This window comes from Rhodanobacter terrae, assembly GCF_042657005.1.
In the GTDB taxonomy this organism is placed as follows: domain Bacteria; phylum Pseudomonadota; class Gammaproteobacteria; order Xanthomonadales; family Rhodanobacteraceae; genus Rhodanobacter; species Rhodanobacter terrae.
The window spans coordinates 50,611-68,695 of record NZ_JBHSNG010000016.1 but is presented as its reverse complement, the minus strand read 5'-3'; the positions used below and the strand labels follow the sequence as shown (position 1 = coordinate 68,695).

The window sequence follows — 18,085 nt, the reverse complement described above, 5'->3', positions numbered from 1 at the left end:
CGGATTCCTGCATCTCATGGATGGCTGCTCCCGTCGGCGGGTTGCTCGATCGGCATCGCCACGTTTCCGGGCAGGTCGTGCTGCCACGAACCATCGCGACTGATATGGCCCCATCGATGGTGTTTGCGCAGTCCGAGCAACCAGAGCAAGGTGCCGTAGAAGCGCCAGCAGGAATTCATTTGCCGGTAGCCGAAGTTTTCCAGCACCGCAACCGCGAACAGGCGCAATTGCTGCGACGGCCGTGCGTACAGTCCGAAGGACAGCTCTTCCAGCAGCATCGCGTTGACCGAAAGCAGCACGCCCATGCCTACCGCCGCCGCCAGGAAAATCAGGAATATCTTCAGCGGCACCAATCCGGCCAGCGCCAGCACGATCATCGAGACATAGCCGACCACCTCGATGATGGGGCCGAGGAACTCGAACACCAGCATGAACGGGAATGCCACCCAGCCTGGCGCGCCGCCGCGGCGGTTCAACATCAGGCCGATGTTCGACCACAGGCTTTCGGCCAGTCCGCGTTGCCATCGCACGCGCTGGTGGCCCAACGAGGCCACGTCCGTCGGCACCTCGGTCCAGCACACCGGGTCCGGCACGAACACGATGCGATAGTCGCGCTTCTCCTCGCGCAGGTTGTGGTGCAGACGGACCACCAGATCCATGTCCTCGCCCACCGTATCGCCGCGATAGCCGCCGATGGCGATCACCCGTTCCTTGTAGAACACGCCGAATGCGCCGGAGATGATCAGCAGCGCGTTCATGGGCGACCAGCCCATGCGTCCGAACAGGAACGCGCGCAGGTACTCGATCACCTGGAAGCTTGGCAGCCAGCGGTTGGGCAGGCCCACCTTGGACATCATGCCGTTGGTGACCGTGCAGCCGTTGAGCACGCGCACCACGCCGCCGCTGGCCACCACGCGCCGATCCTCCAGGAAAGGGCGCACCACTCTCGAAAGGCTTTCCGGCTGCAGGATGCAGTCGGCATCCACCGCGCAAAAAAGCGGATAGCGCATGCAGTTGATGCCGGCATTGATCGCATCGGACTTGCCGCCCCGGGCCTTGTCCACCATGTGCACGCGCGGGTATCGCGCCGAAGCGTAGACACCCTTGACGTGCTCGGTTTGCAGGCGGGCGCGATAGGCCTCGGGAACCTTCACCAGGCCGAAAGCCTCGATCAGCACCTCGCGGGTGCGGTCGGTGGAGCCATCGTTGACCACGATGATCTCGAACTCGGGGTAGTTGGTCTTGAGCAGCGAGTGCACCGAGGCCACCACCGACTTCACCTCATTGTGCGCCGGCAGCACGATGCTTACCGGGGGCTGATATTCACGCAGACCGGGCGGCAGGTAGTTGGCCCGGTATTCGCGCATGTAGCGCACGATCTGGTAGGCGGAGATGTAGTTGAGGATCAGGTAGGCCAGATTGATCGCCACGAAATAGATCATGAAGATCCATTGCATCGACACCAGCGCATGGTCCCAGGGCCCGTGCCGGAGACTGGCCACGATCACATTCCAGTGAGTGTTCATGCTGCGATTCCCATGTCGTGCTCGGAAAGCACCTGGTCGATGATGTCCCTGCCGTAGGCATCGCTCTGCCGTTGCTGCACCTGGCGCAGCGCGGCCGTCCCAATGCCCGGCAGCGCCAGCAGCGCCTGCGCGGCCCGATAGCGCACCCACCACACCCGGTCGGCCAGCAACGGCTCGAGGCGCCGAGCGTCGGCTGCTTCGCCGATGCGGCCCAGCGCCGATGCCGCATGCATGCGCACGTGCCAGCGCGGTGCGCCGAGGAAGCCTGCCACCCGCTCGCGATCCTGCTTGTCGCTGACCAGTTGCAGGCAGACCGAGACGGCATGGTCGTCGACCGAGCTGTCCAGAAGTTGCCGGATCACCCCAGCGGCATGTCCGGGATCGATGTCTGCCATGAATCGCACCAGTTTCACCATCGTGCTGGTGTTGGCGCGCAGCAGCGCGCTGTCTAGCTCGCGCACCGCGCTGCCATCCCCGTTTCGGGCCAGGATGTGCGCCACGTTGCCCGGCATCCAGTCGTCGCGTTCCAGAATCATCGGCACGAACATCGCCATCGCCTGGGGCGGATCCACCTGCCCCAGCGCGTGCGCGGCGCACAGCGACACGATGGGGCTATGGTCGTTGAGGAACGGCACCAGTTCGTCGAACGTGCTGTGATCGCGCAGGTGTCCGAGCGCGATGATGGCCATCGCGCGGTCGTGGTAGCTGCCTCGCAGCATGTGACGCGCCGCGTCCACCAGCCCCACGCGATGCCCCAGCGGCAACAATCGTGCCGAGTCTGGCGGGGATAGCGATTCGTGGGTTGCGTTCCAGGCTTCGATGAAGCCGGCGACTTCATCGCGTCCCACGGGACGTGCCTGCGCCTCTTCCCCCGCCAGCACGTGTCGCATCACCTGCAACCAGTGCTGCTGCGCGCGCTTGTCGCGCAGTTCGCGCCTTTGCGAACGCGCGCGCAGGAAAACGATGACCGTCAACAAACTGAAGGCGAGCAACAAGGTGAGCACCGCCACCCAGTACGCCACGGTCAGCAGCACCGCTCCATTGACAGGAATTTCCATCACAGCCCCTTAGTTTTTGCCTTTACGGCACGTGCTCAGTTCACGTTTAGTGCATGACATGCATAACTCGTTCCAGACTCGGGTGACGGCACGGCGGCCGACCCTTCGGTCTATGCGGACCCGCCACGGCGCATGGCCTGCCATGATCCGAGCCGGCATCCGCCAGGGTTCGCGCTGGTGTGCCGGGACACGGCCGGAAGGCGTCGTTCTCGAAGCGCCGGAGCGGGTCAGGCGAGGTGCGCGCTGGGCTGGATGCCTGGCTGCGCGGCGCGCAGCCACGGTAAGCCGGCCTGACATGGAGGCTCAGACGACGGCGTGGGACTCGAACGCGGCAGGCAGGAAATGAATGCGCTGAAACATGGACCCCTTCCCATGGAGGACACGCTCAGTCGTCATGTCGGCAAATTTGCGAAATACATGACATTAATCCAATCGATAATAAGACGAGCGCAGCCGACCGAGTCTGTCAATCCAGCCGTGTAGCTGCGGTTTCGGGCGGAGCGTCGACCGGCACGCGGTCATCGTCGAACAGGACCTGGAACACCTGAAGGGCCGCTTCCAGCCATGCGCGCCAGGCCAACGCATGTCCAACGCGCGGTTTGCCAGGCACGGCGACACGTCGCGCAGTCGTCGTCCGGGAAGATGTGTTTGAGCGCCGTCGTCACGGTTCATGTCTTTGTTCCCACGTAGCGCATCGACGTCCCGAACAGATGCACGATGTACTGCTGCGTGAGGGTATGGGCAAACGGCATGGCGAGCGCCGCGGGCAGAATCCCTAGGGATGCTCTGATCAATTCTACGTAGGCGTCACCGTGACTGTCTGTTCGCAGGCCACAGGGCCGTCGGCGAGGGCAGACTGGCCGTCTGTCGAGACGGCGGACCGAAGGCATGCGGACAGACAGTCACGGCCCCAACGCATTGAATTTAAAATGATGGGGTGATGTCCAGAAGGCGCGCAGGCTGCGCCGCGCAGCTTGGCAAGACGGCCAGTCTTCCCTGCGCCGCGCAACACACCCTGCGCGCCTTCTGGACATCATGCCGCCTACGTAGAATTGATCAGAGCATCCCTAGACGTTGCGGTGCTTGCCTCTGAACGGCGCGTAGAACGCGCGCAGACGGGCGAGGTCCGCGTCCATGTCGGCGCTGGTGTCGAACAAGGGGCCGATGCCGATGGTCTTGTCGGGGTAGTTGAAATACGCCGTCACGATCGGTACGCCGGCATCATGGGCGATGTGCCAGAAGCCGCTCTTCCAGCGCTGGACCGGCTTGCGCGTGCCTTCCGGCGCAATGCCAAGCCATAGCATGTCGCGCTGGCCGAACTGGTCGATCATCTGTTCGACCACCCCTTTCGGGGCGCTGCGATCGATGGGCATGCCGCCCAGGCGCCGCAGCAGGCTGCCGAGCGGGCCGCGAAACAATTCCTGCTTGCCCATGAAATGCACGTCGGCACCCACGCCCACTTTCATGAGCAGGCCCCAGACGCCATCCCACCATGAGGAATGCGGTGCGGCGATCAGTACTGCCTTCGGCACGTCGGGAAATGTGCCGACGAAGCTCCAGCCGCACAACTGCAATACGGCGCGGCAGATCCTGCGGCGCCAGCCGTCGCGCAGCCGGGGCATGTGCGGCGGCAGCTGCGCCGGTGTCGGAAGATATCCCTTCATTCGAGATCCGGTTTGCGCGAACGGGCCTGCTTGATCCTGCCGCGCTGCTGCTTGCCGACCAGGCGGCGTTCCTTCGAGGCCCGGGTCGGTTTGGTGGCGACGCGTTTTTTCGGCGGCACCAGTACACCGCGGATGATCTCGACCAGCCGTTCGCGCACGTCGTCGCGATTGCGCGCCTGATCGCGGAAGCGGCGCGCCTGTATCACCAGCACGCCTTCGCCGGTCAGCCGGCGGTCGCGTCGGGCCAGCAGCCGCGACCGGATTTCCTCCGGCAGCGATGGCGAGTTGACCACGTCGAAACGCAGCTCCACCGCACTCTCGGTGCGGTTCACATGTTGCCCGCCCGGACCGTCGGCGCGCAGGAACCGTTCGACCAGTTCGGACTCGGGCAAGGTGACGCTGGGGCTGACGATCAACATGCGGGCCAGTGTAGAGGGCGGGAAGCAAGTACGAGAAGTGAGTGATGGAGTGAGGAGCGAGAGAAAGGCAAAAGTGGGCGCGGGCTGTTCTTCCACTCGTTTCTCGCTCCCCGCTCTGCCACTCACTCCTGCTCCACGGTCCAGCCGAAGCGTCGAAGCAGCCCGGCGTAGGCATCGTCCAGCGGAGCCTCCAGCTCCATCACGGCGCCGGTCCGCGGATGCGCAAAGCGCAGTCGCCACGCATGCAGCAGCATGCGGTGACAGCCGAAGTGCTGCTTGTACAGCCGGTTGTGGTCGCCGCGGCCGTGCTGGCAGTCGCCGATGACCGGGTGGTGGATGTGCGCCAGATGCTTGCGGATCTGGCGGAAGCGGCCGCTCTCGGGCTCGGCCTGCACCAGCGCATAGCGCTGCCGCGGATAACGGCCGAGTTCGATCGGCACCTCGATCGTGGCCAGCCGCCGGTACTGCGTGCGGGCTTCGCGGCGCGGACCGGTTTCGCGCGAGCCGGGCAGCGCGTAGTCGATCACGCCTTCCAGCGGATCGGGCCAGCCGCGCACCACCACCAGATACTGCTTGCGCACCGCGCGACCCATGAACTGCTCGCCCAGCGCGGCGGCGACTTCCTTGCTGCGCGCTACCAGAAGCACGCCGCTGGTAGCACGATCGAGCCGGTGCGCCAGATAAACGCTGTCGCCGATCTGCTCGCGCAGCTGGTCGATCAGGAATTCCTCGGCGTTGCCGACCATCTTCGATCGATGCACGGCGAGGCCCGCCGGCTTGTTCACCGCGATCAGCGCGTCGTCCCGATAGAGAATTTCAAGCATGTGCATGGCCCATCTTGTGGTAGGAGCCCGCTGGCGGGCGATGCTCTTGTTCTGATCTTTCCTACCCGACATCAAAACAAGAGCATCGCCCGCCAGCGGGCTCCTACGGCAAAGGTGGTGGTCGGCGGCGCGGCCAGCCGATTGCGAAGGCCAGCGTGCCGGCGATCGCCACACACAGGGGCGGCCAGATGCCGTGCCGCGGGGTCAGCGTCCACAGCAACGTGGCGGCGATCAACAGCGCTGCGCCGAGCAGGCTGCAGGCCAGCAGCCGGTGCTGGCGCTGTGCATTGTCCCGGCTCATCTGGAGTGCGAGCGGATCGCTCACGCTGCGCTGTTCTCCTCGCGCGATCTGGCGCAACGCATCGCGAACCAGTTCGGGGAATTGCGGCGCGTTGTGCAGCCATTCGGGCAGGCGCTTGCGCACGTCGCGCAAGGTGCGCAGCGGGCTGTAGCGCTCGCGCAGGATGCGCTTGAGCACGGGATGCGCCACCGCCCAGATGTCGATCTCCGGATCGAGCATGCGCCCGACACCCTCGATGTTGAGCAAGGTCTTCTGCAGCAGGATCAGCTGCGGCTGCAGGGTCAGCTCGAAGCGGCGGGCGGTCTGAAAAAGTTTGACCACCAGTTCGGCCAGCGAGATCTGCGACAGCGGGCGGGTGAAGTACGGCTCGCACACGGTGCGCACCGCGGCCTCGAGCTCGTCCAGCCGCACGTCGGCAGGCATCCACCCGGCGGCGACATGCAACTGCGCGATGCGTGCGTAGTCGCGTTCGAACAGCGCGATGAAGTTCTGCGCCAGCCAGTACTGATCGGCCTCCGGCAGCGAACCCATGATGCCGAAGTCCAGCGCGATGAAACGCGGTTCGCCGGTGCGTGTCGGGTCGACCCAGATATTGCCGGGGTGCGCGTCGGCGTGGAAGAAGTTGTCGCGGAACACCTGCTCGTAGAACACCCGCACGCCTTTGGCGGCGAGCGCCTTGCGGTCGAGGCCGGCCGCGTCGATCGCGGCGATGTCGTCGCTGCTGATGCCGTGCACGCGCTCCAGCGTCAGCACGCGCTGCGCCGTCAGTTCCCAGTGCACGGCCGGCACGTACAGGTCCACGCCGCTGTCGAAGTTGCGCTTGAGCAGGCTGGCGCTGGCGCCTTCGCGCTGCAGGTCCAGCTCGTTCTCCAGCATCTTCTCGACTTCGGCCACGACATCCAGCGGACGGATCTTGTCGGCGTTCGGATGCCAGCGCTGGGCCAGTTCGCCGAGCGAGCGCAGCAGCTTCACGTCGCGGGCGATCTGCGTGTCGATGCCAGGGCGCAGCACCTTCACCACCACCTCGCGCCCGTCATGCAGCGTCGCCGCGTGGACCTGGGCGATCGAGGCGGAGGCCAGCGGCGTTTCATCGAATTGGGCGTATAGACGCCCGATCGGCGATTTCAGCTCGCGTTCGACGATGGCGCGCGCCTCGCTGCCGGGGAACGGTGCGACCTGGTCCTGCAGCAGGGCCAGTTCGTCGGCGATGTCGAGCGGCACCAGATCGCGCCGGGTCGACAGCACCTGGCCGGCCTTGACGAAGATCGGCCCCAGATCGGTCAAGGCGTGGCGCAGGCGCTCGCCGCGCGACAGGCCTCGGATGTCGATGCGCGGCCGCGCCACCAGCGGGCGCAGCAGCTTCAGCGGTCGATACAGATGAGTCGCGTCGATCAGATCATCGAGGCGATACGCCAGCAATACCGAAGCGACCCGCAACAGTCGCGGCACCACCTTCAGCGGCGTCACGCGATGTTGCCTTGCAGTCGTCGAATCAGTCGCTGCACGCGCGACTCCAGCCGCTCGCTGCGCTCGCGCAGGTGGTCCACGCCATCAAGAAAATCCTCGACTTCACCCGGTGCCAAGGCAATACGCGCCTCGTCGCGCAGCCAGTCGGCGCTGTCTTCGGTGAGGTGCATCGCGGTTTCACGCGCGTGGGCAAGGCCTTTGCGCACCGCCTTCGCCAGCGGCACGCCGAGCACGTCGCCGAAGGTGCGCGCGAATGCTTCCTCGAAATCCGGGGCGAACTTGCCGGCCAATTTTTCCAGCCGCCGGGCCAGCTCGGCATCGCCGGCGATCTCCACCTTGCCCGGCGCGATGCCGTCGTCGTCGCGGCGAAACATCATCGCCAGCAGGCTGCCCGGCGTGGCTGCGACGCGCAGCTGGCTGTCGTCTCGCGGCGGCCCGACCTTCAGGCGCGCGTCCTCGACGGTCACCGCCAAGGCGATTTCCGGGCCGCGCAGGTGCAATTGCACGCTGCGGCCGTTCAGCACGGCCAGCTGCCGCTGCGTGTCCGGATCCAGCGACAGAGTGTGATTCAGCGCGGTTTCCAGCGCGCGGCCGGCGAGCTTGCGCAGCGATTGCGGCAACCAGGCATTGGGAGTGGCGGCATTCATCCGGCAATTGTAGCCGTGCCGGCCACCATCCTACGGATTTTGCGCGGCGCCCGCGAAGCCGAGCTGGCGCCAGGCTTCGTACACCGCCACGGCGACCGTGTTCGACAAGTTCAGGCTGCGGCTGTCCGGCCGCATCGGCAGGCGCAGGCGCTGCGCGGCCGGAATGGTGTCCAACACATCGCCCGGCAGACCGGCGGTCTCGCAACCGAACAGCAAGGCGTCGCCATCGGCAAATCGCGCATCGACATGGGCGACCTGGCCGCGGGTGGTGAAGGCGAACACGCGTGGCGTGCCGATCGTGACTAGGCAACGGGCCAGGTCGTCATGCACGGCGACGCGGGCGTACTCGTGGTAGTCCAGGCCGGCGCGGCGCAGCCGCGCGTCGTCCAGTTCGAAGCCCAGCGGCCGGATCAGATGCAGCGCGGCGCCGGTGTTCGCGCACAGGCGAATCACATTGCCGGTGTTCGGCGGGATCTCGGGGCGGAACAGGATGACATGGAGCATCCAGCCATTATCGCGTGTCCGCGCAAGGTTGCGGCAGCACTCAACCGCGCGGCTGCGGGCAGACCACGCCATCCGGCGGCAAGGCGCAACTGGTCGGTGCCGTTGCCAGGATGGCGCTGAGGCGGTTGCTGGCGGCGAACTGTGAGGGGGGCGGGGTTGCCGTCAGCATGGCGCCGAAGATCATGCCGCAGACGGCCAGGCAGGCGATGAACAAGCCGCGCAACATCAATGTCTCGAATTTCATGATCACGTCTCCGATGAAAGGTAAAGCCCTGTAGTCCAGAAACAGCAAGCCCTGTGCCAAGCCTTGTATTCGATTCAAGTAATTGATGTACAAATATATTTGTGGGCGACCGAGTGGCGAAAACACTGTCCGCGGACAGCTGTCCGCACGCCGGCGGACAACCGGACATCCTGGCGCCGCGGCTCTTCCACTCGTGTCGCAAGTCCTTGCGGTGGTTCAGTGGCGCCGCTAGCCTGCGTCGATTCATCCGTGAAGCAGGAGGCTCACCGTGCCAAAGAAACCGCTCGCCCTGCTCATTGCCGGCCTGCTGACCCTCGTCGACGGCGTGCCGCTGGCGCTGGCCGCTCCCGAGACGGCAGCGGCCGTGGCGACCACGACCGTGCAACAGATCCCCGAACTGGCCTACGACCGCTTCGTGCTGCCGAACGGCCTGACCGTAGTGGCGCATGAGGATCACAAGGCGCCGGTGGTGGCGGTGAGCATCTGGTACCACGTCGGCTCGTCCTATGAGCCGAAGGGCAAGACCGGTTTCGCGCATCTGTTCGAGCACCTGATGTTCCAGGGTTCGGAGAACCACAGGGACGAATATTTCAAGCCATTCGAGCTGGCCGGCGCGACCGACCAGAACGGCACCACCTGGCTGGATCGCACCAACTATTTCGAGACCGTGCCGACCACCGCGCTGGACATGGCGCTGTGGATGGAGTCCGACCGCATGGGCCATCTGCTCGGCGCGATCGGCCACGCACAACTCGACGAGCAGCGCGGCGTGGTGCAGAACGAGAAGCGCCAGGACGAGAACCAGCCATACGGCCGCGCCGGTGAACTGATCCAGGCCGAGGCCTTTCCGGCCAACCATCCGTATCACCACGACACCATCGGCTCGATGGCCGACTTGAACGCGGCCTCGCTGGGCGACGTCAAGCAGTGGTTCCGCGACTACTACGGCGCCGCCAATACGGTGGTGGTGCTGTCCGGCGACATCACGCCGGCGCTGGCGAAGGCAAAGATGTTGAAGTATTTCGGCGACATCGCCCCGGGTCCCCAGGTGCCGCGGCCGCAGCCCTGGGTGGCGCCGCGCGACGCCTCGACCCGCGGCACGATGACCGACAACGTGGCGCAGACGCGGATCTATCGCGAGTGGAACGTGCCGGGCCGCGGTACCCGCGACGAGAACCTGCTCGAACTGGCCGCTGCGGTGCTGGGCGGCAGCAAGACGTCGCGCCTCTACCAGCGGCTGGTCTACCGGGACAAGCTGGCCGACGATGTCTCCGTCGGCGTCGAGCAGCACGTGCTGGCCAGCCTGTTCCAGTTGCAGGTCGACGTGAAGAAGGGGGTCGACCCGAAGCGGGTCGAGGCCGCGGTCGCCGAGGAATGGCAACGTTTCCTCAAGGGCGGTCCCGGTGCGGATGAGCTGGCGCGGGTCAAGACGGAAACCCGGGCCTCGTTCGTGCGCGGGCTGGAGAAGGTCAATACGCAGGCGTCGATCCTGGCCGAGGGGCAGCTTTATCAAGACGATCCGGGCGCGTACCTGAAGGACTTCAGCGAGTTCATGGCGGCCACGCCGGCCAGCGTCGGCGCGGTGGCGAACAAGTGGATCGCCAAGGGCGATTACACCCTGACGGTGGCGCCGGGCAAGGTCGAAGCCGCCGACATGGCGACCGCCGTGGGTCGCGCCGCTGCCGCCGGCGCACCGGCACCGGTGCTGTCGCCCAAGGGTGTTTACAAGACCGTGTCCAGCGATGTGGATCGCAGCAAGGGCGTGCCCGAGGTCGGCACATTTCCCGATCTCGGTTTCCCCACGCTGCAGCGCGGCAAGCTCTACAACGGCGTCGAGGTGATCCTGGCCGAGCGCCATACGGTGCCTGCGGTGCAGCTGCAACTGCTGTTCGATGCCGGTTACGCGGCCGACCAGGGCCGCAAGCTGGGCACCTCCAGCTTCACCATGTGGATGCTCGAGGAGGGCAGCAAGGATCTGGATTCGGTCGAGATCGCCAAGCGCAAGCAGCGCCTGGGCGCCATCATCGCTTCCGGCTGCGGCCTGGACTATTGCAATGCCTCGTTGAACGCGCTGGACGACCAGTTGAAACCGTCGCTGGAGCTGTTCGCCGACATCGTGCTCAACCCGGCTTTCCGCGAGGCCGACATCAGCCGGCTGCGCGGCCAGTGGCTGGCCGGCATCGCCCAGGAAAAAAGCCAGCCGACCGGCATCGCGCTGCGCACGTTGCCGCCGCTGCTGTACGGCAAGGGCCACGCGTACGCGATCCCGTTCACCGGCTCCGGTACGGAAGCGTCGATCAAATCGCTGACGGCCGCCGACATGCGCGCGTTCATGACCGACTTCATCCGTCCGGACAACATGAAGATCCTGGTCGCCGGCGATACCACGCTGGACAAGATCATCCCGCCATTGAACGCGGCGTTCGGCCACTGGAAGGCGCCGGCCGGCAAGCTGCCCAGGAAGAACATCGGCGAGGTCGCCGCCCCGAAGCGGGCGCGCGTGTATCTGATCGATCGCCCCGGTGCGCAGCAGAGCCTGATCCTCGCCGGCAGCCTGGCGCCGTCGACGGAGGCGCCGAATCACCTGGAAATCCAGACCATGAACGGTGCCTTCGGCGGGACCTTCACCTCGCGTCTGAACATGAACCTGCGCGAGGACAAGCACTGGGCCTATGGCGCCTTCAGTTTCCTCAGCAATGCCAAGGGTCAGCGCCCGTATCTGCTGTACGCGCCCGTGCAGACCGACAAGACCGCCCCGTCGATCGCCGAGATGCTGAAAGAAGCAAGAGAGGTGATCGGCGACAGGCCGCTGACCGCGCAGGAGATCAGCAAGATCAAGATGGGCGATGTCCGCAGCATGCCGGGCAGCTACCAGACCACCGCGGCGGTGATGGGCGCGCTGCAGGGCATCGCGCTGTACGACCGCCCGGATGATTACGTGCAGACCTTGAAGTCGCGCATCGAGCGGCAGAGCGACGCGTCGGTGCAAGCGGCGGCGAAGCAGCTGATCCATCCCGACCAGCTGACCTGGGTGATCGTCGGCGATCTGAAGAAGATCGGAGCGCCGATCCGCGCCCTGAAACTTGGCGATGTGCAGGTGCTCGACGCCGACGGCAACGCGGTGAAGTAAGTCGATCCGCAGCGCGTTTCGGATTCATTGGGGACGCGCTGGCGTCCGCGCGTTAGGATGGGGCAGGGTCGGCGACGGCCCGGCCCGTCTGTCTTCAATACCTTGTCACCGCCGCGGAGCTAGTCATGCGCAAGACCTTGCTGTTGCTCGTCCCCGTTCTGCTGTTGAGCGCCTGCAGCTGGGGCATCACCCTGGACGATGCCGCGAAAAACGTGCGTACCGCATGGAGCGGCGACGTGTCCGGCTGCCGCGAGCTGGGCAAGGTCACCGTGTCGGTGATGGACCGTGTCGGCCCGGTCGATCGCAATACCATCACCGTGCGCGACGAACTGGAAGTGCTGGCGCGCAATCAGGCGGCACAGATGCATGCCGATACCATCAAGCCGCTGGCGGAACCCGCCGACGGCTCACAGCCGTGGGGCGCCTACCAGTGCGGTGCACGCCAGATTCCAGCGGCTCATTCGCCGAACGCGCCCGCCAACCCAGGCAGCGCTCCCGGTAAAGCGCAGACCTTCCCGGTGCACGGCGGCTGACCCAGGCCAGCCGCGGCAGGCGGGCTCGCCCACGCAGCCGAGGTCCGCGGTAGGCGCATCGGCGCAGGTTTGCGATGATGGGCGCTGTTGCACACCGACGGCGCCATGAACCATTTGATCTCCGCACCCGCCCGCCTTGCCCGACGCATGCTGCCGTTCCGGCGCCAGTCGAAAGCGTCTCCGCTGGATGCGCTGCCGTTCCTTGCGGTGCCGGCCAGCGCCATCGTGGTGTTGCCCGAACCGTCCGCCTTTCGGCACGAACTGCTGCAACTCATCGCGCAGGCCAGCCGGCGCATCGTGATCGTGACGTTGTACCTGCAGGACGACGATGGTGGCCGCGAGGTGCTCGATGCGCTCTATGCGGCGAAGGCACGGCAGCCGGCGCTGCAGATCTCGGTCTTCGTCGACTGGCATCGCGCGCAGCGCGGCCTGATCGGCAAGCAGAAGAGCGAAGGCAATGCGGGCATGTACCGCGGGTACGCCGCGCGGCTGGGGCCCGGCGTCGACATCTACGGCGTGCCGGTGCAGAGCCGCGAACTGTTCGGCGTGCTGCACCTGAAGGGTTTCGTGATCGACGATGCCGTGCTCTACAGCGGCGCCAGCCTCAACGATGTCTACCTGGCGCGGCACGGACGTTATCGGCTCGATCGCTACCACCTGCTGCGGCATAGCGGACTGGCCGATGCGATGGCGGCATTCGTGCAGCGCCATTTCGTCGGCAGCGGGGCGGTGCGCCGGTTGAACGTGGCCGAGGTGCCCACGACGCGGATGTTGCAACCGGCGATCCGTGAACTGCGCCAGGACTTGCAAGGCGCCGGCTACGACATTCCGCCAGGCGGGACACTCGGGCCGTGCGATGTGGCGGTGACGCCGCTGCTGGGCTTCGGCCGCGGCGACAATTCGCTCAACGAGGCCTTGCTGGCATTGCTGCGCGGCACGCGCGAGCGGGTGATCCTGCTGACGCCGTATTTCAACCTGCCGCGGCCGGTGCGTATCGTGCTCGGCCAGCTGCTGCGCCGCGGCTGCGAGATCAACCTGATGATCGGCGACAAGACCGCCAACGATTTCTACATTCCGCCGGGGCAGCCGTTCAAGACGATCGGCCTGCTGCCGTACCTGTACGAAAACAACCTGCGCCGTTTCGCGCGCGCGCATCGCCGTCAGATCGGCAGCGGCCAGCTGAACATCCACCTGTGGCGCGACGGCGACAACAGCTATCACCTGAAAGGCCTGTTCGTCGACGACGACGTGGCAGTGCTGACCGGCAACAACCTCAATCCGCGTGCATGGGCACTGGATCTGGAAAATGGTCTGGTGCTGCTGGACCCCGCGCACCTGCTGCATGCGAAACATCAGGCCGAGTGGGCGGCGTTGAAACAGCACGCTACGCGCCTGTCCGACTATCGAGCGCTGGAAAGCCCACGGCATTATCCGGCGGCGGTGCGCAAGCAGCTGAAGCGGCTCAATCGCACCCGGCTCGACCGTCTGGTCAATCGGCTGCTGTGAGCGCCTGCGCATTGCCCAGGCGCTGCAGCCGCAGGCCCAGCCAGCGCTGCACGTCCGGCCATTCGCCGGCGAGGATGCTGTAGCAGACCGTATCGCGCAGGCTGCCGTCGGGGCGGCGCTTGTGCGCGCGCAGCACGCCTTCGCGTTGCGCGCCGAGACGTTCGATCGCGCGCTGCGAATCGAGATTGCGATGATCGGTATGCAGCTCCACCGCCACGCAGTTCAGCCCCTCGAACGCGTGCTGCAACAGCAGTCGCTTGCAGGCGGTGTTGAGGTGGCTTTTCTGCCAGCGCTTCGCGTACCAGGTGTAGCCGATCGCCAGACGGGGCAGGTCGGGCACATAGTCGTAGTAGCGCGTGGTGCCGACGATCTCGCCGCTGGATGTTTCGCGCACGGCGAACGGCAGCATCACGCCGTCGGCCTGGCCTTGCAGCGCTTTTTCCACATAGCCGCGTGCCTGGCCCGGTGCCGGCGCACTGGTGAACCACAGATTCCATAGTTCGCCGTCGGCGGCGGCGGCTTCCAGCGCCGGCGCATGGTCTAGGCTCAGCGGTTCCAGAACGACGTATTCATCGTGCAGGCGAGTCGGTACGAGGTGGCTCATCGGTAGTCCGGTGCGAAAGGCTAGGCGTCGAGGTCGGGGATCAGCTTGCTCTCGAGGCGGGCGATGTTGTCTTTCAACAGCAGCTTGCGTTTCTTCAGGCGGGTCAGCTGCAGTTCATCGCGGCCGATCGCGGTGGCCAGCTGCTCGATCGCCGCATCGAGGTCGCGATGCTCCATCCTCAGCTCGGCGAGCAGATGGACGATTTCAGCATGATCCTGAACCTGCATGGCGATAACGGCGGTTTTGGGGACGATTTCCCTAGTTTAACGCCGTTTGGCCGCTCGGAGCTGGGCGAGGACCCGGCTACAATGGGGGTTCTTTACTGTCCGATTGGCCGCCATGTCCGCCCAGCCCGCATTCGTCCGCACGCCAGCCGCCGAGGCCGACAAACTGGTCCGGCGCCTGCGTCGCCAGGTCGGCCAGGCGATCGGCGACTTCGGCATGATCGAGGACGGCGACACGGTGATGGTGTGCCTGTCAGGCGGCAAGGATTCCTACACCTTGCTGGACCTGCTGTTGCAGCTGCAGGCGAAGGCGCCGGTGCACTTCAGCCTGATCGCGGTGAACCTGGACCAGAAGCAGCCGGACTTTCCGGAGCATGTGTTGCCGGATTACCTGGCCGCGCGCGGTGTGCCGTTCCACATCATCGAGCAGGACACCTACAGCACGGTGACGCGGGTGATCCCTACCGGCAAGACCATGTGCAGCCTGTGCTCGCGGCTCCGGCGCGGCGCGCTGTACGGCTGGGCGGCGGCCAACGGCATCACCAAGATCGCGCTGGGCCACCACCGGGACGACATTCTCGCCACGTTCTTTCTCAACATGTTCTACCAGGCACAGCTGAAGGCGATGCCGCCGAAGCTGCGTTCGGACGATGGACGCCACGTGGTGATCCGGCCGCTGGCGTATTGCCGCGAAAGCGACATCGCCGAGTACGCCGCGCAGCAGCGGTTTCCGATCATTCCGTGCAACCTGTGCGGCTCGCAGGACAACCTGCAGCGCAAGGCGGTGCGGCGCATGCTGGCCGAGTGGGAGCAACTGCAGCCCGGGCGCAGCGAGAACGTTTTCCGCGCGCTGGGCCATGTGTCACCCTCGCAGCTGGCCGATCGCACGTTGTTCGATTTCACCCTGGGCGCGCCGCCGGCTGAAGCGTCGGCATGGACAGCCGACGCAACGGATGAGACCGTTGTCATGCAAGCTTGAACTTTACATACCACCTGCCGAGTAATCACTGTGTCCTTCTTTGCATCCGTTGAAATGGCCCCCGGCGATCCGATCCTGGGCCTGACCGAAACCTATCTGGCCGACCAGCGCCCGGGCAAGATCAACCTGGGAGTAGGCATCTATATCGACGATCAGGGCCGTATCCCGCTGCTGCCGACGGTGCGCGAAGTGGAGCTGGCCCTGGTCGCGACGGGCAAGCCGCGCGGCTACCTGCCGATCGACGGCCTGGCGGCGTACAACCGGCTCACCCAGCAGTTGCTGTTCGGGGCCGAGTCGTCGCTGCTGGCGGCCGGCCGGGTGGCTACCGCGCAGACCATCGGCGGCAGCGCGGCGCTGCGGGTGGCGGCCGATCTGCTGAAGCAGGTGGCCGGCGCCGGCGCGAAGATCGCGATCAGCAATCCGAGCTGGGGCAACCACCACGTAGTGTTCCGCACGGCCGGTTTCGAGCTGCTCGATTACCGTTACTACGATGCGTCCAGTCATGGCCTGGATTTCGCCGGCATGCTGGAGGACCTGGGCCGGCTGGAGCCGGGTACGGTGGTGTTGCTGCATGCGTGTTGCCACAACCCGACCGGTGTCGACCTGGATGCCTCCCAGTGGCAGCAGGTGATTGCGCTGCTGCAGGAACGCCGGCTGCTGCCGTTCGTCGACATGGCCTACCAGGGCTTCGATAAGGGCATCGAGCAGGACGCCACTGCGGTGCGCCTGCTGGAGGCGTCGGGGACCGAGGCGTTCGTGGTCGCCAACTCGTACTCCAAGTCGTTCTCGCTGTACGGCGAGCGGGTCGGCGCGCTGTCCATGGTCGGTGCCGATCGCGACGAGGCGGCGCGGCTGCTGTCGAAGATCAAGCAGACCATCCGCGCGAACTATTCCAGCCCGTCCACGCACGGTGCCAGCCTGGTCGCCGGCGTGCTTGGCAGTGCCGAGTTGCGTACGCGGTGGGAACACGAGCTGGGCGAGATGCGCTCGCGCATCCACGCGATGCGCGCCGGTCTTGTCGACAAGCTGGCCGCGCTCGGCGCGCCGGATTTCGGCTTCATCAACCGGCAGGCCGGCATGTTTTCCTATTCCGGCCTGAGCAAGGCGCAGGTCCATCGGCTGCGCGACGAGTACGCGATCTACGCGCTCGACAGCGGCCGCATCTGCGTGGCGGCACTCAACCGCAGCAACCTCGACACCGTGGCCGCGGCAGTGACTGCCGTCAGTCGCTGACATCGTTCGCCCCGATTCCACACCGTTCGTCCCCGGATCAAATCCGGGGCAGGCTCTGAGCGTAGTGCAGCGAAGTCGAAGGATTTCGCATCGCATCCCTCGGCTTCGGCCCGCCGGGTCTGCGCTCAGGATGAGCGGAAAGATCATAAAACACTGCCTTCGGGCCACACCCTTATCCGGATATTGAATGTTTTTTCGCAATCTCACGCTGTTCCGTTTTTCTCCCGCCGTTGCTCAAGACCTGAACCGCCTCGACGAAGCATTGGCCGAGCATCGGCTGCGCCCCTGCGGGCCGCTGGAAATGTTCACCAAGGGCTTCGTGCCGCCGGTGGGGCGCGGCGAGGGCGAGCCGCTCACGCATGCCGTGAAGCAATGCACCCTGCTCACCGTCGGCGGCGAGGACAAGCTGCTGCCGGCCGCGGTGATCAATGACGAACTGCACCGCAAGGTGCAGAAGATCGCCGAGGAAGAAGGTCGCAAGGTCGGCGGCCGCGAACGCAAGCGCATCAAGGAGGATCTGCTGACCGAGCTGCTGCCGCGCGCCTTCGTGCGCAACTCGCGGATGTCCGCCTATGTCGACAAGAAAAACGGCTGGCTGGTGCTGGATACCTCCAGCCGCAAGTCGGCCGAGAACGCGCTGACCCAGATCCGCGAGGCGCTGGGCAGCTTTCCGGCGGTGCCGCTGGCGCCGGAGGAGGGCCCGCGCGTGCTGATGACCGACTGGCTGGCCAACGGCAACCTGCCGGCCGGGCTGACCCTGGGCGACGAGTGCGAATTGCGCGATCCGGCCACCGCCACCGGCGCGATCGCCCGCTGCCGCCGGCAGGACCTGGATGCCGAGGAGGTCAAGGAGCACCTGCGCAACGGCAAGCAGGTGTTCATGCTGGGCCTGACCTTCGACGACCGCATCAGCTTCGTGCTGGGCGAGGACCTGATCGTGCGCAAGCTGAAGTTCCTGGACGTGGTGATGGACGAGCTGGGCGACAGCCAGCAGGACGCCCAGGCCGAGCTGGACGCCAGTTTTGCCCTGCTGACGCTGGAACTGGAGCGGTTGCTGGGCAAGCTGGAGGAGTGGTTCGGCCTGCCGCGACCTGCGGAAAGCTGAACAAAAAATCCATACCGCGAAGTCGGCCGGGGCGGCATACTGAGTGTCCGGTTGCAGGTTCGCAAACCGGTTCACTCACTCAACCAAAATACTCAACCAAGACAGGCCGGGGTACAA

General features: G+C 65.7%; 17 protein-coding genes. 6 read left to right on the top strand and 11 right to left on the bottom strand.

From position 1 onward, the window contains the following. Positions 1-14 precede the first annotated feature (14 nt). The 9 genes from ACFPPB_RS14325 to ACFPPB_RS14285 form a co-directional block, all read right to left on the bottom strand. Positions 15-1,526, bottom strand: coding sequence for a glycosyltransferase family 2 protein (locus tag ACFPPB_RS14325; protein ID WP_377328236.1), 1,512 nt, complete (start codon positions 1,524-1,526; stop codon positions 15-17). After that, complete coding sequence (locus ACFPPB_RS14320) at positions 1,523-2,584, bottom strand: HEAT repeat domain-containing protein (protein ID WP_377328234.1); 1,062 nt, start codon at positions 2,582-2,584, stop codon at positions 1,523-1,525. Before ACFPPB_RS14320 ends, ACFPPB_RS14325 begins: the two co-directional genes overlap by 4 nt. A 1,067-nt stretch (positions 2,585-3,651) precedes the next feature. Continuing rightward, positions 3,652-4,248 carry a lysophospholipid acyltransferase family protein gene (locus ACFPPB_RS14315; protein ID WP_377328232.1) on the bottom strand — a complete coding sequence of 199 codons (597 nt, stop codon included), beginning with the start codon at positions 4,246-4,248 and terminating at the stop codon, positions 3,652-3,654. After that, positions 4,245-4,667: an alternative ribosome rescue aminoacyl-tRNA hydrolase ArfB gene (gene arfB, locus ACFPPB_RS14310; RefSeq protein ID WP_377328230.1), complete on the bottom strand. Its 423-nt coding sequence runs from the start codon at positions 4,665-4,667 to the stop codon at positions 4,245-4,247. Before arfB ends, ACFPPB_RS14315 begins: the two co-directional genes overlap by 4 nt. A gap of 122 nt (positions 4,668-4,789) precedes the next feature. Beyond that, positions 4,790-5,491: a pseudouridine synthase gene (locus ACFPPB_RS14305; protein WP_377328278.1), complete on the bottom strand. Its 702-nt coding sequence runs from the start codon at positions 5,489-5,491 to the stop codon at positions 4,790-4,792. Between the two features lie 103 nt (positions 5,492-5,594). Then, on the bottom strand, positions 5,595-7,250 hold the full coding sequence (gene ubiB, locus ACFPPB_RS14300; RefSeq protein WP_377328276.1) for a ubiquinone biosynthesis regulatory protein kinase UbiB: 1,656 nt from the start codon (positions 7,248-7,250) through the stop codon (positions 5,595-5,597). Positions 7,251-7,255: 5 nt separating this feature from the next. Continuing rightward, a complete protein-coding gene (locus ACFPPB_RS14295) occupies positions 7,256-7,906 on the bottom strand; it encodes a ubiquinone biosynthesis accessory factor UbiJ (RefSeq protein WP_377328228.1) in 651 nt (216 codons plus the stop codon). A 30-nt stretch (positions 7,907-7,936) separates the two neighbouring features. Continuing rightward, positions 7,937-8,410, bottom strand: coding sequence for a tRNA (uridine(34)/cytosine(34)/5-carboxymethylaminomethyluridine(34)-2'-O)-methyltransferase TrmL (gene trmL, locus ACFPPB_RS14290; RefSeq protein ID WP_377328226.1), 474 nt, complete (start codon positions 8,408-8,410; stop codon positions 7,937-7,939). Between the two features lie 40 nt (positions 8,411-8,450). Next, on the bottom strand, positions 8,451-8,654 hold the full coding sequence (locus tag ACFPPB_RS14285; RefSeq protein ID WP_377328224.1) for a hypothetical protein: 204 nt from the start codon (positions 8,652-8,654) through the stop codon (positions 8,451-8,453). 268 nt (positions 8,655-8,922) lie between these two features. Here ACFPPB_RS14285 and ACFPPB_RS14280 point away from each other — a divergent pair, with 268 nt between their 5' ends. The 3 genes from ACFPPB_RS14280 (at position 8,923) to pssA (ending at position 13,823) form a co-directional block, all read left to right on the top strand. Then, positions 8,923-11,784, top strand: a complete 2,862-nt coding sequence (locus tag ACFPPB_RS14280) for a M16 family metallopeptidase (protein WP_377328222.1) — start codon at positions 8,923-8,925, stop codon at positions 11,782-11,784. A gap of 125 nt (positions 11,785-11,909) precedes the next feature. After that, positions 11,910-12,317, top strand: a complete 408-nt coding sequence (locus ACFPPB_RS14275; RefSeq protein WP_377328220.1) for a DUF4156 domain-containing protein — start codon at positions 11,910-11,912, stop codon at positions 12,315-12,317. 105 nt (positions 12,318-12,422) lie between these two features. Further along, entirely contained in the window at positions 12,423-13,823 is a 1,401-nt protein-coding gene (pssA, locus tag ACFPPB_RS14270; protein WP_377328218.1) for a CDP-diacylglycerol--serine O-phosphatidyltransferase, read from the top strand. On the opposite strand, the gene ACFPPB_RS14265 is transcribed toward pssA, so the two are convergent. Then, entirely contained in the window at positions 13,807-14,427 is a 621-nt protein-coding gene (locus tag ACFPPB_RS14265) for a GNAT family N-acetyltransferase (protein ID WP_377328216.1), read from the bottom strand. The two genes, pssA and ACFPPB_RS14265, sit on opposite strands and share 17 nt — an antisense overlap. A 20-nt stretch (positions 14,428-14,447) precedes the next feature. Further along, entirely contained in the window at positions 14,448-14,654 is a 207-nt protein-coding gene (locus ACFPPB_RS14260; protein WP_377328214.1) for a YdcH family protein, read from the bottom strand. A 112-nt stretch (positions 14,655-14,766) separates the two neighbouring features. On the opposite strand from ACFPPB_RS14260, the gene ttcA reads away from it, so the two are divergent. From ttcA to ACFPPB_RS14245, 3 genes are all read left to right on the top strand, one after another. Further along, entirely contained in the window at positions 14,767-15,630 is an 864-nt protein-coding gene (ttcA, locus tag ACFPPB_RS14255; RefSeq protein ID WP_377328212.1) for a tRNA 2-thiocytidine(32) synthetase TtcA, read from the top strand. Between the two features lie 30 nt (positions 15,631-15,660). Beyond that, positions 15,661-16,863: an amino acid aminotransferase gene (locus ACFPPB_RS14250; protein WP_377328210.1), complete on the top strand. Its 1,203-nt coding sequence runs from the start codon at positions 15,661-15,663 to the stop codon at positions 16,861-16,863. 187 nt (positions 16,864-17,050) lie between these two features. Beyond that, positions 17,051-17,968: a recombination-associated protein RdgC gene (locus ACFPPB_RS14245; protein WP_377328208.1), complete on the top strand. Its 918-nt coding sequence runs from the start codon at positions 17,051-17,053 to the stop codon at positions 17,966-17,968. Positions 17,969-18,085 lie beyond the last annotated feature (117 nt).